Here is a 14,226-nt window from a genome sequence, read left to right on the forward strand (position 1 = left end):
AGCAGGTCCTGCGGGGACGCCTGGAACCGCTGAACCGCCGGGCGTGATAGCAATGGGAGTGATGAAACCACCCCCAGACCGGTCCCTGGCCCTGTGAGCGGCCGGATCCTCGCCCGGGTTCCCTCCAGTTGGATCCTGCTGGCCTGCATCGGCCTGCTGGCGCTTAATCTTCGGGGACCGTTCATAGCCGTTGCCCCGGTGGTGGACCTGATGCAGGCCGAGCTCAACTTCTCGCCGGTGATGTTGGGGCTGCTGACCAGTATCCCGGTTCTTTGCTTCTCCCTGGCCGCGCCCTTGGCATCCCTGGCCTCCAGGAAGTTCGGTGCCGAGTTCGCAGTGACGCTGACCATCCTTGGAGTGCTGGCCGGCGTCCTGGTCCGTTCCTCTGGGGGACCGGTCCTGGTGATGGCCGGCACGGTCGTGATCGGCCTGGCCATTACGGTGGGCAACATCGCGGTGCCCCTGATTATCCGCCGCGACTTTGCCCCCGCCCGGCAGGGGACCGCGATGGGCATCTACACGGCAGCCCTGAACATCGGCTCGTTCCTGACGTCGGTGGCCACGGCACCGCTGGCCGGCGTGGCGGGGTGGAGGTTCGCGCTGGGATCGGTGGCGGTCCTGGCGGTGGCAGCGGTGGCGTTCTGGATTCTCGCCGTGGGTCCGCGAAACGCATTCCTGGTCTCGCCCGAAAGTACAGCGACCAGCAGCCTGGCGCCGGTCCGGGGCTCGCGCTGGATCACTGCGGGGCTGACGGCGGGCTTCGCCGGGCAGGCGTTTTCCTATTACGGGGTGACGGCCTGGCTGCCCAGTTACCTCAACGACGAGCTGGGAATGTCCGCAACCGAGGCCGGCGCGGCTTCCTCCATCTTCCAGATCCTCGCCATCGTGGGTGGTCTTGGCGTGCCGTTTGCCGCCAAATACATGAGCATGACGTCCGTGACGGTCACCTTGGGTGTCCTGTGGATCACCGTGCCCGCCGGTCTGCTGCTGGCACCCGGAGCATGGTGGCTGTGGTCCACTGCCGGCGGTATCGCCCAGGGCGGCGGCATCACCGTCATCTTCATCGCCATCATCCGGCTGGCAAGGGACCAGGCATCGGCGGGACGCATGTCCGCTGTGGTGCAGGGCGCCGGCTACGCAATCGGAGCCGCCGCCCCGCCGCTGGTGGGCTTCATCCACGACGCCTCCGGCTCCTGGACCCCGGCCCTGCTGGTGATCCTGGCGTCCGTGCTGACGTTCTTTGCCAGCACTGCCCTCTCCGTGCGGCGGGTGCCCAAGGGCCGCTGAGCCAGGCGCCGCCGTCGTACGTCCTTCCGCTCCAAGGGACGCTCTCTCACTTAATGCCGCTTAACGACGATCGCTCTCTCACTTTCCTGGGGAAAGTGAGAGAGCGATCGGGAATTTCCTGCATCAAGTGAGAGAGCGTCCGGGGGGTGTTCCGTCGCCGGGCCAGCCCTCCGGATTTCGGAGGGGCCTGTTGCGGAGGGCGTGCCGGCCCGGCGAACGGAATTCTGGTTATGCGGCGGCGAGTTCCTCGACCGTGGCCTTCTCGCGGGCCTCTGTCAGGTACCGCGCGTAGGCGGGCAGGGTGAGGAAGGACGGGAAGTCCCGGGCCATGGTGACCTCCTCGAAGATGTCGCGGGCGTCCTCGAAGCGGTCGCCGTCGAAGCGTTCCAGCCGCGCGAATTCCTCGTCCAGGAGTTCCTCGATCCAGTGGTGGGTGACGATTTCCCCGCGGTCCGTGATGGCGCTGGCGAACATCCACTGCCAGAGCTGCGAGCGGGAGATTTCCGCGGTGGCGGCGTCCTCCATGAGGTTGTGGATGGCCACCGCGCCGTTGCCGCGGAGCCAGGATTCGATGTAGCGGATGCCCACTTCGATGTTGTTCCGGATGCCCTGTTCGGTGATGGTGCCGGTGGTGGCGGCAACGTTGATGAGGGCCCGGTCGTCGGGGACCACGTCCTCGCGGGTGCGGTCCAGCTGGTTGGGCTTGCTGCCCAGGATGCTGTCGAACACCTCGCGGCAAACGGGCACCAGGTCAGGGTGGGCCACCCAAGAGCCGTCGAAGCCGTCGTTGGCCTCGCGGGTCTTGTCCGCACGGACCTTTTCGAGGGCGTTGGTGTTGGCGGCTTCGTCCTTGCGGTTGGGGACAGCTGCGGCCATGCCGCCGATGGCCATGGCGCCGCGCTTGTGGCAGGCACGGACCAGCTGTTCGGTGTAGGCCCGCATGAAGGGCTGGGTCATGGTCACCTGGCTGCGGTCCGGCAGGACGAAGCGCGGGCCGCGGGTGCGGAAGTTCTTGATGAGGGAGAAGATGTAGTCCCAGCGGCCGGCGTTGAGTCCGGCGGCGTGGTCCCGCAGTTCGTAGAGGATCTCCTCCATTTCGAAGGCCGCGGTGATGGTTTCGATCAGCACGGTGGCGCGGATGGTGCCCTGCGGAATGCCGAGCAGGTCCTGGGCCAGGATGAAGATGTCGTTCCACAGGCGGGCTTCGAGGTGGTTCTCGATTTTCGGCAGGTAGAAGTACGGGCCTTTGCCCTGGGCCAGGAGGCGGCGGGCGTTGTGGAAGAAGAACAGGCCGAAGTCCACGATGCCGCCGGCGATGGGTTCGCCGTCGATCAGCATGTGCTTCTCGGGCAGGTGCCAGCCGCGGGGGCGGACCACGATGGTGGGGAGGTCGCCGGCGGGGCGGAGCTTGTATTCCTTGCCCTCGGGGGAGGTGAAGTCGATGCGCCGCTCCAGGGCATCGGTGAGGTTCAGCTGGCCCTTGATGACATTCCGCCAGGTAGGGGTGGAGGAGTCCTCCATGTCCGCGAGCCACACCTTGGCCCCGGAATTCAGGGCGTTGATGGTCATCTTCTTGTCCACCGGACCGGTGATTTCCACGCGGCGGTCCTCCAGCCCCGGGGCCGGGGGAGCGACGCGCCAGGACGGGTCGTTGCGGATTTCCTCGGTCTCGCGGAGGAACCGCGGGTCCTGCCCGGCAGCGATCTCCGCCCGCCGCGTCCGGCGTGCCTGCAGCAGCTCCTGCCGCCGGGCCGCCGTCGTCCTGTGCAGCTTGGCAATGAAAGCCAAGGCATCCGGTGTCAGCACTTCGTCCTGCCGGCAAATCGGCTGGGCAGTCATGGTGATTCCATTGATCGTGAAACTGTCAGTAAAGCTGTTCATCTCGGTCTCCTGGTGCATGGCCCATCTGGGTAGCAGTAGGTGTCGTTTTGAGCCCTCAAAACGACACCTACTGCTACTTACTTGGGAAAGATTTAGTGGAACTGGCCCTCTTCGGTCGATCCGACCAGTGCGAGGGTGGATGCGTTCGGGTTGAGCGCAGTGGCGATGTCGTCGAAGTAGCCGGTGCCGACTTCGCGCTGGTGCTTGGTTGCGGTGTAGCCGCGGGATTCGGAGGCGAATTCCTTCTCCTGGAGCTCGACGTAGGCGCTCATGCCTTCACGGGCGTAGCCGTGGGCGAGATCGAACATCGAGTAGTTCAGGGCGTGGAAGCCGGCCAGGGTGATGAACTGGAACGTGAAGCCCATGGCGCCGAGTTCACGCTGGAACTTGGCGATGGTGGCGTCGTCCAGGTGCTTGCGCCAGTTGAACGACGGCGAGCAGTTGTAGGAGAGCATCTGGTCCGGGAACTCGGCCTTGACGGCCTCGGCGAACTTGCGGGCAAGTTCGAGGTCCGGGGTGCCCGTTTCCATCCAGATGAGGTCGGAGTACGGGGCGTAGGCCTTGGCGCGGGCGATGCAGGGTTCGATGCCGTTGCGGACCTTGTAGAATCCTTCGGCGGTGCGCTCGCCAGTGATGAATTCCTGGTCGCGCTCGTCGACGTCGGAGGTGATCAGGGTGGCTGCCTCGGCGTCGGTGCGGGCGATGACGACGGACGGGGTGCCGGCGACGTCGGCTGCGAGGCGGGCCGCGTTCAGGGTGCGGACGTGCTGCTGGGTGGGGATCAGCACCTTGCCGCCGAGGTGGCCGCACTTCTTCTCGGACGCGAGCTGGTCCTCCCAGTGAACGCCTGAGGCGCCGGCCTGGATCATGGACTTCATCAGTTCGTAGGCGTTGAGCGGCCCGCCAAAGCCTGCCTCGGCGTCAGCAACGATCGGGACCATCCAGTCCTCGACGGTCTGGATGCCTTCGGAGAACTCGATCTGGTCCGCCCGGAGGAGGGCGTTGTTGATGCGGCGGACCACCGTGGGAACCGAGTTGGCCGGGTAGAGCGACTGGTCCGGGTAGGTGTGGCCGGAGTTATTGGCGTCGGCTGCGACCTGCCAGCCCGAGAGGTAGATGGCGCGGAGGCCGGCTTTTACCTGCTGCACGGCCTGGTTGCCGGTGAGAGCGCCGAGGGCGTTGGTGTAGCCGCCGGTCTTGTGCTCTTCGGTGAGCTGCTTCCACAGCTTCTCCGAGCCGCGGCGGGCCAGGGTGTGCTCTTCGGAGACGCGGCCGCGGAGGCGGACGACATCGGAAGCCTTGTAGTCCCGGGTCACACCTTCCCAGCGCGGGTTGGCGGCCCACTCGAGCTCCAGGGCGGCGGCCTGCTCTGCGGGCGTCTGCTGGGTGGGCTCAAATGCTGCAGTCATCGTTGATCTCCTTGATTGAGCTCCGGAATCGGTAGGCGGGAACTGCGCCTTTGCAGTTCCCGCCGGCTTCCGGTGCGGTGTTTCTTTCCGTGATCACTACTTTTCAGCACTTTCAAGCACCTTTCTAGAGAAAAAGTATGGAAAGAAATGCACTTCTTCACGTATCCTTCAGAAATGACGCCTGGAAGCTGGAACAGAGAAGTCACGCCGCAAGCACCCTCCGCCGCGTCCGCCGGCCTGGACGTCATCAGCCTCGGCCGGCGGGTCAGGCATCTGCGCAAGCAGGCTGGACTGACCCTCGATGACCTCAGCGCCGCCGTCGGCACGGCGCCCAGCCAACTGAGCCTGATCGAGAACGGAAAGCGGGAACCCAAGCTGGGGCTGCTCCAGCACCTGGCCTCCGCGCTCAACGTCAGCATCGACCAGCTTCTTGGTGCCGAGCCGCCCAGCCGCCGAGCTGCCCTGGAGATCGAGCTGGAACGCTACCAGCGCAGCCCGCTGTACGAGACGCTGAACCTGCCCAAAATCCGCATCAGTTCGCGGCTTCCGCTGGATGTGCTGGAGGCCCAGGTGGGCCTGCTGCATGAGCTGGAACGCAAGATGAACGAGCAGGTGGCCACCCCAGAGGAAGCCCGCCGGGCGAATGGCGAACTGCGGGCGATGATGCGTGAACGCGGCAACTATTTCCCGGAGTACGAGGCCGAGGCGCAGAAGGTCCTTAAGGCCGTGGGCTACGCCGCCGGTCCGCTCAGTCAGCACGTCATCGCGGACATCGCCGAGAATCTTGGATTCACGCTCCACCACGTGGGTGACCTGCCGCATTCAACGCGGTCCGTGACCGACCTGAAGAACCGCAGAATTTACCTCACCCAGAACCAGCGGACGGACCATGACCCCCGGTCGGTGCTGTTGCAGGCGCTGGGCCACTACGTCCTGGGCCATGAAACCCCGAAGAATTACGGCGACTTCCTGGCCCAGCGCGTGGCAACAAACTATTTTGCCGCCGCACTCCTGCTCCCCGAGCAGGCCACCATGGAATTCCTGCACAAGGCCAAGGCCGCCAAGGAGATCGCGGTGGAAGACATCCGCGATGCTTTTGCCGTGTCCTACGAAACGGCCGCCCACCGGTTTACCAACCTGGCCACCCAGCACCTGGGCATCACCACGCACTTCCAGAAGACCCACCAGAGCGGGATCATCTACAAGGCCTACGAGAACGACGGCGTGGCGTTCCCCCAGGACCACACCGGCGCCATCGAGGGCCAGCCGTCATGCAAGGCGTGGACGTCCCGGGCAGTGTTCGACGTCCCGGACAAATTCAGTGCCTACAGCCAGTACACCGACACGCCCTCGGGGACTTACTGGTGCACCGCCCGCACCGAACGCTCCGCCACCGGGGAGTTTTCGCTGAGCATCGGGGTCCCGTACCAGCACGTGAAATGGTTCCGGGGGCGGGAGACGACGGCAAGGGCCAAGTCCACCTGCCCGGATCCAAACTGCTGCAAGCGACCGCCAGCCGAGCTTGCGTCGCACTGGGCCGGTAATGCATGGCCTTCCGCGCGTGCCCATTCGCACCTGCTGGCCGCCATGCCGCCCGGGGCCTTCCCCGGTGTGGACGAGACCGAGGTGTACAGCTTCCTTCAGGCGCACGCGGAGAGCTAGCCAGCGGGGGCAGTCGTGGCGACGTTAGCCGTCTCCGCGCCGCCGGGTGCCGTGCGCATGTCCAGGCAGATGATGTCCGTCAGGATGCCGTTTACTGCCCGGTACGATTCCGGCTTGCCGGACCACCGGCCGGAATCGTGGAGAAAGCGCAGGAACGTCGTCAGCGAATAGGTGGCCACGATGCCTTCATAGACGGTATGGATGATGAGGGACGCCAATCTTGCTGCGACCTCGGCCGGGTCGAGGGCAGTGATGGAACGCTTTTCATCAAACTCAGGGTAGAAGCGGAAGAAGAGCTTCAGGCTCGCCAGCACCTCTTCCACGTCTGTGCTGAAGGGGCGCTGGACGTACCAGCAGATGAAGGCCGGGGCCAGGGTTTCCAACTCCCGGACGTTGCCCGATGAAGGGGTGGCCACTTGCGGTGCGGAGGCTTTGAACGGGTCACCTGGTTGGTTCCGCACATGATTCGTTCGTGCCGCCTGCCTTCCCTGCTTTCTTGCCACCTTGATCCTCATCTCGCTTGCTGGTTCCGATTAGCTCAAACGTAGGGAGGCAGCATCCCGCACCGCCAGAACATAAAAGCTGTATGTGGAAAGCCCGGAAGCCGGGCCCTGCGGGCGACCTTGTGATAGGGCGTCCCGGGTTTTCTTGCGTTAAGTGAGAGACCGTCCGGCGGTGCTCCGGCGCGCGCGAGACCAAATCGAGTGCAAAGCGTGATCCTGCCGGCATGGTCCTCCGCCGCCGTCGCTGTTTCACTGGGAGGAGGCGGAGGATTCCCGCCCGCGGCGTGCCGGGGGAGGCAACAGAGGTGTTTCGTTTTCAGCGGATGATTGCGTTGGGTGCTGTGATGGGACTGGCAGGCTGTGGGGCGCCAGCCCCGCCGCCGGCGCTCCCGGAGCTCCTCACGGCCGACGGCGTCGAGCGGGTATCGGTGGACCGTGCGGACTACGCCGCTGAACTGCGCTCCTTCCGGGCGTCCGCGTTCTTCCTCGGCGAAGCATTGCTGGCCGACGGCGGCGACGGCTCAAACGGGAATGTGGTGTCCTCGCCCGGGAGCCTCCTGATTGCCCTCGCCATGCTCCGTGCAGGTGCCACAGGTAAGACCGCGGCCGAGATGGACAGCATCCTGCAATTTCCTGCTGAGAACAGGGATGAAACCATGAACTCGGTCCTTCGGTCGCTCGAAGAGTTTGACGGTGACCCTGGCGCGGTGGATGAGGACAACCCGCCGCGGAAGCCGGTCATGCACCCGGCCAACGGGCTGTTCGTCGACAAGGACGTGCCTGCCGGACAGCCCTTCCTGGACACCCTGGCTCGGCACTATGGAACCGGCGTGTATCCCGTGGATTTCAGCGATGAGGGTGCAACCAAGCCTGCCATCGATGCCTGGGTGAACAGGAACACCGGCGGCAGGATCAAGGAAGCCCCGGCGGAGTACAGCCCAAAGAACACTTTCAGCCTGCTCAACTCGTTGTACTTCGCCTCTGCCTGGAGCACACCGTTCGATCCGAACGCCACCTCTGACCTGCCCTTCACCACAGCCGCGGGGGAGGAAATCATCGTGCCCGCCATGCACAACGAACTCAGGATGAAATATGCGGAAGGCGCTGGCTGGCAGGGCGTGGATCTTCCCTATGTCGACGGTTTTGTCATGCGGCTGGTCCTGCCCGACGGGAACACCGCTCCCGACGGCACGGCCGCTTCCCGTGACACTCCCGCCCCTGGGGCCTTCGACGCGGAGAAACTGACGGAAATCGCGGACACGTTCGATACTGCCCAGCCCGCGTCAGTCCAGATCCAGCTGCCCCGCTGGGACCATAAGTCCAGTTTTGATCTCCGCAAGGTCTTCGGGGCGCTGGGGCTGGAGAACATGCTCGGCACCACGGAAGACTTCAACAACATCCAGCCGCAGATGATGATTACCCAGGCCGCCCAGGCTGCCAACATCACGGTGGCCGAAAAGGGCACCATTGCCGCCGCTGTGACCCAGATCAACGGCGAAGCCACCAGCGCTCCGCCGGAGCCCGAGCGGACCATCGCGTTCGACAGGCCGTTCCACTACCAGATCGTTCATGGCGAAACCGGGCTGCCGCTGTTCATGGGAACTGTCACCGACCCCAGGTGAACGTCGACTGGGATCGGTCCGCCGCCGTCCCCCTCCCAGTCGACGCTCTATCAGCTAATGCAGGAAAAGCCGGAACCCTCTCGCGCGCAGTGCAAGAGGGTTCCGGAAAAACGCGCATTAAGTGAGAGAGCGTCCGGAAAAACGCGCATTAAGTGAGAGAGCGTCCGGGGCTGGGCGGCGAAACTAGCGGGCGCCGCCCTGCCACAGTGCATCAAACGGGGCGCCGGAGGCCACGCGGTTCCGGATCCCCGCGGTGACAAACTCCTTGGCGGTGCGGGCAGCGTCAAGAGGCGACGCGCCCTTGGCGAGTTCGGCAGTCACTGCGGCCGCCAGCGAGCAGCCGGCGCCGGAAACGGCCACCTCGCCCACCTTGGGCGCGCTCAGCACTTCCAGGGTTTCACCGTCGTAGAAGACGTCGACGGCGTCCGGGCCTTCCAGCCGTACACCACCCTTTGCGAGCACAGCTGCACCGCTGAGTTCGTGGATGCGGATAGCGGCAGCCTTGAGGGACTCAACGTCGGTGATTTCCAGGCCGGACAGCGACTCGGCTTCAAAGTGGTTGGGCGTGACAAAGGTGGCCAGCGGCAGGATCTGCGCCTTGAGGGCCTGGTCCGTATCAAGGGCATGCCCCGGCTCCTGGCCCTTGCAGATCAGGACCGGGTCGAGGACAACGTTCCCGAACCGGTTTCCGCCCAGGGCATCGGCCACGGTGGCGATGGTGGCGGGGCTTCCCAGCATCCCGATCTTGACGGTGTCCAGCACCGGCCGGCCGGGCACGGACTGCCCGTCCGGGGCCGGACCGTACGCCGCCGTGGTCGCCTCCAGCTGGTCCGCGATAACCTGCTGGTCCACCGGGACAAAGCGGTGGTTCCAGTCGTCGTTCGGGTTGAACGAGACGATGCAGGTCAGGTTGGCGATGCCAAAGACGCCGAGCTCCTGGAACGTCTTCAGGTCGGCCTGGGCGCCGGCGCCGCCAGTGGCTTCGGAACCGGCGATGGTCAGGACGACGGCGGGAGTGTCAGCGGGGGACTGGGCGTCAAGGGAAGCGGAAGTCATGGCACCATCCTGCCATCCGGCGTCGAACGCTCGCTTTGTGGTGCTGTACAGCATGTGGCCGTGCTGCTGGTCAGGGTTCCAAGGCCGCGGCGGGGCCGAAAGTCACCCTGCGCGGCCGGCTCATGCGCCCCTGGCGATCTGCTGAAGCGCTCGGCCCAGTTCGGGCTGGCTGTAGACGAAGCCCGCGTCCAGCAGCTTCTCCGGCTGGACCCAGCGGCTCTTCAGCACCAGTTCCGCCTCCGTCCGGATCAGGATGGCTCCCAGCCGCAGCAGCCAGGCCGGAGTGGGGATGCCGAACCTGGCTCGATAGGCCCGGCGGACCATGCGCATCAGCTCGCGGTTGTCCACCACATCCGGAGACGCCACATTCACGGGGCCGCTGAGGTCCTTCCGGGCATGCACGAAGCGCACGCACCGGTAAAGGTCCTCCACATGGATCCAGCTGAACTTCTGCGTGCCGGGGCCCATCCGGCCGCCCAGGCCCAGCCGGGCAAGGGTGGCGAAGGGCCGCAGTGCTCCTCCTCCGGGGCCCAGGACGATCGAGATCCGCAACGGGATCTTACGCGTCCCCGGGGTAACGGCGGCTGCAAGTTCGGCTTCCCACGCGCGGGCAACGTCCACTGAAAATCCCGTGCCCGGTTCGCCGTCACGTTCGGTTTGCGGGCCATCCATGGCATGGCGGTAGATGGTGCCGGTGCTCGCATTGAGCCAGGTCGACGGCGGCTGCCGGCACAGTGCGACGGCACGGCCTAGTGCCGCTGTAGTGGAAACGCGGGACTCCCGTATGGCGGCCTTGTTCCGGGCGCTGTAGCGGCAGGAGACGGAGCGTCCCGCGAGGTTCACGAGGAGCTCCGCACCGTCCAGCACCCGGGCCAGGCGGGCGTCGTCGTCATCCCACGTGGCCGACGGCGACCCCTTGGCGCCTTTGCGGCCAATGGTGCGCACCGACCAGCCGTCCTTCTCGAACCGGGCCCGGAAATACCTGCCGATGAATCCGGAAGCTCCGGCCAGTACCACCGTTCTTGTGCCGCTCATGGTCCCCCCAACTGTGTTGTTTCGATCGTCAGCCACGGATGCTGCGGCTCAGGCTCAGGAAGTCGTCCAGGATCCTGCCCACACCGGGAACCCGGGCCAACGAGAGTCCCCGTGTGATCAGCGGGACGGCGCCGTCCACCAGGCGCCTGGTCCGCTGCTGCCCATCGGAGGTGTCGTAGACCCAGAAGAGGGTGACGGCCATGTAGAAAAGCCACAGCAGTTCCGGAAGATCGCACCTGAGCTTTTTCGGTGCCGGCGGTTTCGCGGCCTCAACCGCCGTGCGGAAGATGTCCAGCGAGGCTTCGCGCGCTGCGGTTGATCCGGCGGCGAAGGGATTGACCGGGGACGTCGGGCGGATGGCGGTGGCTATGAAGTCGCCGCCAAACCGGTGGTAGGGGGCCATGGCGTCCAGGCCCGTGTGAAGGGTGGCCTTAAGCCGGCTGGTGAGGTCGGCAGCGTCCTTGAGCGCTTCGGCCGCCCTGGCCGCGTGCTCAGCCTGTACCTGCAGATACAGCTCCTGCACCAGATCGTCCTTGGACGCGAAGTAGTAGTAGGCGTTGCCCACCGAGACGCCCGCCTCGGCTGCGATGGCCCGCATGGTGGTCTTGGCGAAGCCGATTTCCCGGAACATGCGCAGTGCGACGCCGGCCACCAGCTGTCGCGTCTGCTCGCTCTTTACGGTCATGGGCTTTCCTCGAAATTGAACGTGTTCAAGAAAACTACCACAGATTTGAACGCGTTCAGATTGGGCCCATCACGCCGCCGCACGGCAGTCTCCCGCACAGTGGGAGAATGGGGGAACAGTGCTAATACAGCCGGTGTTCCCGCTCCCCGGGCGCCGAGCGAACCACTACGAACGGACCTCCGCCATGACCCCAGCTTCAGGCCACCACACCATGCCCCAAAACCCTCCAGTTCCGGACCGCCCACGGTTCGCCTCGATCGGGTCCCCGTACTTCGGCATCATGCTGGCCATCATGGCGGTGGTGCTGATCCTGTCCAACATCGGGGCGTCCAAGGGAGTGGCCATCGGGCCGATCATCACCGACGGCGGCTTCTTCCTCTTCCCGCTGGCGTACATTCTTGGCGACGTCATCAGCGAGGTCTACGGCTTCAGGGTGGCACGCAAAGCCATCCTCACCACCTTTGGGCTGTCCGTCTTCGCATCACTCTGCTACTGGGCGATCATCGCCCTGCCCGGATTCGACGACGAGTTCGGAATGTCCAAGCAGGCAGCACTGGAGGGCGCGCTCGGTCCCGTCCCGCAGATCGTGCTGGCGTCGCTGCTGGCGTTCCTGGCCGGGCAGACCATCAACTCCTGGATCATGGTGCGGATGAAGGCACGCTCCGGCGAGAAGTCCCTGTGGGCCCGCATCATGGGCTCCTCGGTGGCCGGCGAGTTCGTGGACACGCTGATCTTCTGCAGCATCGCCGCCTCGGTCATCGGAATAACCGACGCCGCGACCTTTGTGAACTACGTGGTGGTTGGCTTTGTGTACAAGACCCTGGTGGAGTTCATCCTGGTCCCCGTAACGTCGCTGGTGATCCGCTGGGTGAAGAAGCGCGAACCGAGCTACGGTGCCCCGGCGGCAGCGGTGACGAACGCAGCTTAGGCGCCGCCCTTGAGCGTCCCGTCGAGCAGGGCCCGCAGTTCCCGGAAGTGCCGTTCCGTGGCCTTCGCGTGGAAGGCAGAGGTGTCGGCCATCGAGTAGCCATGCGATGCGCCCTTGTAGACCTCGTTGGATGACGCAAGGCCGGCCGCGTCGAGGGCCTTACCCAGCCGGGCCACGGCGTCGGGGCCCATGCTCTGGTCGTGGTCGGCGTGGCCGAACACGAACCGTGCCGTTGCCCTGTCCAGCCCCAGATGCGGGCTGTCCGGCTCGTCTGTGGCAAGACCGCCGCCATGGAATCCGCCACAGGCTGCCACCACGTCCGGGTGGGCCGTGGCGGTGCGCACCGCCAGCCTGGCTCCCATGCAGTAGCCGAACGTGCCGATGGGGCCCGGCGCAACGCCGTCGAGTGTTCCAAGGGCCGCCACCCAGGCGTCAATGTCCGGCAGCGCCTTGTCCGTGGTGAGGCGTCCCACCCGGGGAAAGGCAGCCTTGCCGGCCGCCTGCCTGCCCTCCGGCGTGGTCATGTCACCGCGCGGTGCCAGCTCCGCGGCCGTCCCTTCGCGGTAGAAGACGTTCGGTGCCAGGACCACATAGCCCCAGTCGGCGACGCGCTGGGCCATGTCCTCTATGCGCGGGCGCAGGCCAAAGGCGTCCATGTACAGGATGACGCCGGGAAACGGGCCGCTGCCCGTGGACGGGCGGGCCACCAGGGCTTCGGCAGTGCCGTCGGCGGCGGGGATCTGGATCAGCATCGGGTCAGGATACCGGAACAGCTGGCGACGGCGGCCTTCCGGGCAGGTCAGGAGTAGTACTGCCCCAGGGTCTCCGCCTTGAAATCGAAGAAGGTCCCGTCCTCGATGGCGAGGCGGGCGTCGTCCACCATCTTCACCACGAACCGTTCGTTGTGGATGGAGATCAGCGTGGCGGAGAGCATCTCCTTTGCCTTGAAGAGGTGGTGGATGTAGGCCCGCGAGTAGTTGGTGCAGGCGTAGCAGTCGCACCCGTCCTGGAGCGGGCCGAAGTCGCGCTTGTACTTGGCGCCGGAGAGGTTGAAGCGTCCCCGCGGGGTGTAGAAGGCGGAATTGCGGGCCACCCGGGTGGGGGAGACGCAGTCGAAGGTGTCGGCGCCGTTCTCGATGGCCGTGAAGATGTCGTCCGGTTCCGAGATGCCCAGCAGGTGGCGCGGCTTGTCCTCGGGCAGTTCCTCGTTGCACCACCGGACAATGGTGCCCAGGTTCTCCTTCTCCAGTGCCCCGCCGATGCCGAACCCGTCGAACGGCATCGCGCCCAGGTCCCGGCATGCCGTGCGGCGCAGGTCCTCGTACTGCGCACCCTGGATCACGCCGAACAGGGCCTGGTACGGCTTGCCCGCCCGGGACGAGGTCAGCCGGAAGTGCTCCTCGATGCAGCGCAACGCCCACAGGCGGGTGCGCTCGAGGGATTCCTCCTGGTACCTGCGGGAGTTCTGCAGGGTGGTCAGCTCATCGAAGGCGAACATGATGTCCGCGCCGATCTGGTGCTGGACCTGCATGGAGATTTCGGGGGAGAACCGGTGCCTGTCGCCGTTGAGGTGGCTCTTGAACCACACGCCGTCGTCGTCAATGTGGGCCAGGCGTTCCTTTCCGGGGGCGACGGCGTCATCCGGCCCGGACGCATCCACGGCTTTCATGTCGATGACCTTCTTGAACCCCGAGCCCAGGCTCATCACCTGGAATCCGCCCGAGTCCGTGAACGTGGGCCCGGACCAGTTCATGAAGGCGCCAAGGCCGCCCGCCTCGTCGAGAATGTCCGCGCCGGGCTGCAGGTACAGGTGGTAGGCGTTGGCCAGCACGGCCTGCGCGCCCAGGTCCGCCACGGCTTCGGGCAGCACCGCCTTGACGGTGGCTTTGGTTCCGACGGCGATGAACGCGGGCGTCTGGATTTCACCGTGCGGCGTGGAGATGGTCCCGGTCCGTCCCAGGAACCGGCCGCCGTTGGAAGCCACCTGGGCAGCGGTTGGCGGGCAGTTCTCGCTGAGCCGGGTGCCCACCCGGAAGGAGAATTCCGACTGCCGGTCCGCCGCGGCGCCGGCCGCAGTCCACGGCGCCGTTCCAGTAAGGGCCGTTTCAGCCGCGGCGGCAGGGAAAGGAGCTGGGGCAGGGTTGGCTGGCACCGTACC

Annotated in this window: 12 protein-coding genes; 4 read left to right on the forward strand and 8 right to left on the reverse strand. The window is 65.8% G+C overall.

All coding sequences use genetic code 11. The annotated features are described in order from the left end of the window. Positions 1-93 precede the first annotated feature (93 nt). Positions 94-1,287, forward strand: coding sequence for an MFS transporter (locus AC4BCK_RS03540; protein WP_174179987.1), 1,194 nt, complete (start codon positions 94-96; stop codon positions 1,285-1,287). 228 nt (positions 1,288-1,515) lie between these two features. On the opposite strand, the gene aceB is transcribed toward AC4BCK_RS03540, so the two are convergent. Together aceB and aceA are read right to left on the reverse strand one after the other, a co-directional pair. Continuing rightward, positions 1,516-3,168 (reverse strand): malate synthase A, encoded by a 1,653-nt coding sequence (gene aceB / locus AC4BCK_RS03545; RefSeq protein WP_174179989.1) that lies wholly within the window; start codon positions 3,166-3,168, stop codon positions 1,516-1,518. A 92-nt stretch (positions 3,169-3,260) separates the two neighbouring features. Continuing rightward, entirely contained in the window at positions 3,261-4,577 is a 1,317-nt protein-coding gene (gene aceA / locus AC4BCK_RS03550; protein WP_174179991.1) for an isocitrate lyase, read from the reverse strand. Positions 4,578-4,724: 147 nt separating this feature from the next. Here aceA and AC4BCK_RS03555 point away from each other — a divergent pair, with 147 nt between their 5' ends. Then, a complete protein-coding gene (locus AC4BCK_RS03555) occupies positions 4,725-6,239 on the forward strand; it encodes a helix-turn-helix domain-containing protein (RefSeq protein ID WP_364320119.1) in 1,515 nt (504 codons plus the stop codon). On the opposite strand, the gene AC4BCK_RS03560 is transcribed toward AC4BCK_RS03555, so the two are convergent. Beyond that, a complete protein-coding gene (locus tag AC4BCK_RS03560; protein WP_364320121.1) occupies positions 6,236-6,655 on the reverse strand; it encodes a hypothetical protein in 420 nt (139 codons plus the stop codon). The genes AC4BCK_RS03555 and AC4BCK_RS03560 overlap by 4 nt on opposite strands. A 431-nt stretch (positions 6,656-7,086) precedes the next feature. Here AC4BCK_RS03560 and AC4BCK_RS03565 point away from each other — a divergent pair, with 431 nt between their 5' ends. Beyond that, positions 7,087-8,364, forward strand: a complete 1,278-nt coding sequence (locus AC4BCK_RS03565; protein ID WP_490566893.1) for a serpin family protein — start codon at positions 7,087-7,089, stop codon at positions 8,362-8,364. Between the two features lie 183 nt (positions 8,365-8,547). On the opposite strand, the gene AC4BCK_RS03570 is transcribed toward AC4BCK_RS03565, so the two are convergent. The 3 genes from AC4BCK_RS03570 to AC4BCK_RS03580 form a co-directional block, all read right to left on the reverse strand. Beyond that, positions 8,548-9,420, reverse strand: a complete 873-nt coding sequence (locus tag AC4BCK_RS03570; protein ID WP_174179997.1) for a hydroxymethylpyrimidine/phosphomethylpyrimidine kinase — start codon at positions 9,418-9,420, stop codon at positions 8,548-8,550. 120 nt (positions 9,421-9,540) lie between these two features. Further along, positions 9,541-10,455: a TIGR01777 family oxidoreductase gene (locus tag AC4BCK_RS03575; protein ID WP_364274635.1), complete on the reverse strand. Its 915-nt coding sequence runs from the start codon at positions 10,453-10,455 to the stop codon at positions 9,541-9,543. A 28-nt stretch (positions 10,456-10,483) separates the two neighbouring features. After that, on the reverse strand, positions 10,484-11,140 hold the full coding sequence (locus AC4BCK_RS03580) for a TetR/AcrR family transcriptional regulator (RefSeq protein ID WP_490566582.1): 657 nt from the start codon (positions 11,138-11,140) through the stop codon (positions 10,484-10,486). 184 nt (positions 11,141-11,324) lie between these two features. Here AC4BCK_RS03580 and AC4BCK_RS03585 point away from each other — a divergent pair, with 184 nt between their 5' ends. Further along, positions 11,325-12,068, forward strand: a complete 744-nt coding sequence (locus AC4BCK_RS03585) for a queuosine precursor transporter (RefSeq protein ID WP_174180002.1) — start codon at positions 11,325-11,327, stop codon at positions 12,066-12,068. On the opposite strand, the gene AC4BCK_RS03590 is transcribed toward AC4BCK_RS03585, so the two are convergent. Further along, complete coding sequence (locus tag AC4BCK_RS03590) at positions 12,065-12,820, reverse strand: dienelactone hydrolase family protein (RefSeq protein WP_174180004.1); 756 nt, start codon at positions 12,818-12,820, stop codon at positions 12,065-12,067. The two genes, AC4BCK_RS03585 and AC4BCK_RS03590, sit on opposite strands and share 4 nt — an antisense overlap. Positions 12,821-12,867: 47 nt before the next feature. Next, a complete protein-coding gene (tgt, locus tag AC4BCK_RS03595) occupies positions 12,868-14,220 on the reverse strand; it encodes a tRNA guanosine(34) transglycosylase Tgt (protein WP_490566583.1) in 1,353 nt (450 codons plus the stop codon). Positions 14,221-14,226: the final 6 nt, after the last annotated feature.

This window comes from Pseudarthrobacter sp. As-47 (assembly GCF_058215595.1).

Bases quoted from the DNA above. Each gene is read 5' to 3' on its own strand.
- aceB (WP_174179989.1), bottom strand. From the start codon at position 3,168: ATGAACAGCTTTACTGACAGTTTCACGATCAATGGAATCACCATGACT.
- AC4BCK_RS03555 (WP_364320119.1), top strand. From the start codon at position 4,725: ATGCACTTCTTCACGTATCCTTCAGAAATGACGCCTGGAAGCTGGAAC.
- AC4BCK_RS03570 (WP_174179997.1), bottom strand. From the start codon at position 9,420: ATGACTTCCGCTTCCCTTGACGCCCAGTCCCCCGCTGACACTCCCGCC.
- AC4BCK_RS03575 (WP_364274635.1), bottom strand. From the start codon at position 10,455: ATGAGCGGCACAAGAACGGTGGTACTGGCCGGAGCTTCCGGATTCATC.
- AC4BCK_RS03585 (WP_174180002.1), top strand. From the start codon at position 11,325: ATGACCCCAGCTTCAGGCCACCACACCATGCCCCAAAACCCTCCAGTT.
- aceA (WP_174179991.1), bottom strand. From the start codon at position 4,577: ATGACTGCAGCATTTGAGCCCACCCAGCAGACGCCCGCAGAGCAGGCC.
- AC4BCK_RS03565 (WP_490566893.1), top strand. From the start codon at position 7,087: ATGGGACTGGCAGGCTGTGGGGCGCCAGCCCCGCCGCCGGCGCTCCCG.
- AC4BCK_RS03580 (WP_490566582.1), bottom strand. From the start codon at position 11,140: ATGACCGTAAAGAGCGAGCAGACGCGACAGCTGGTGGCCGGCGTCGCA.
- AC4BCK_RS03590 (WP_174180004.1), bottom strand. From the start codon at position 12,820: ATGCTGATCCAGATCCCCGCCGCCGACGGCACTGCCGAAGCCCTGGTG.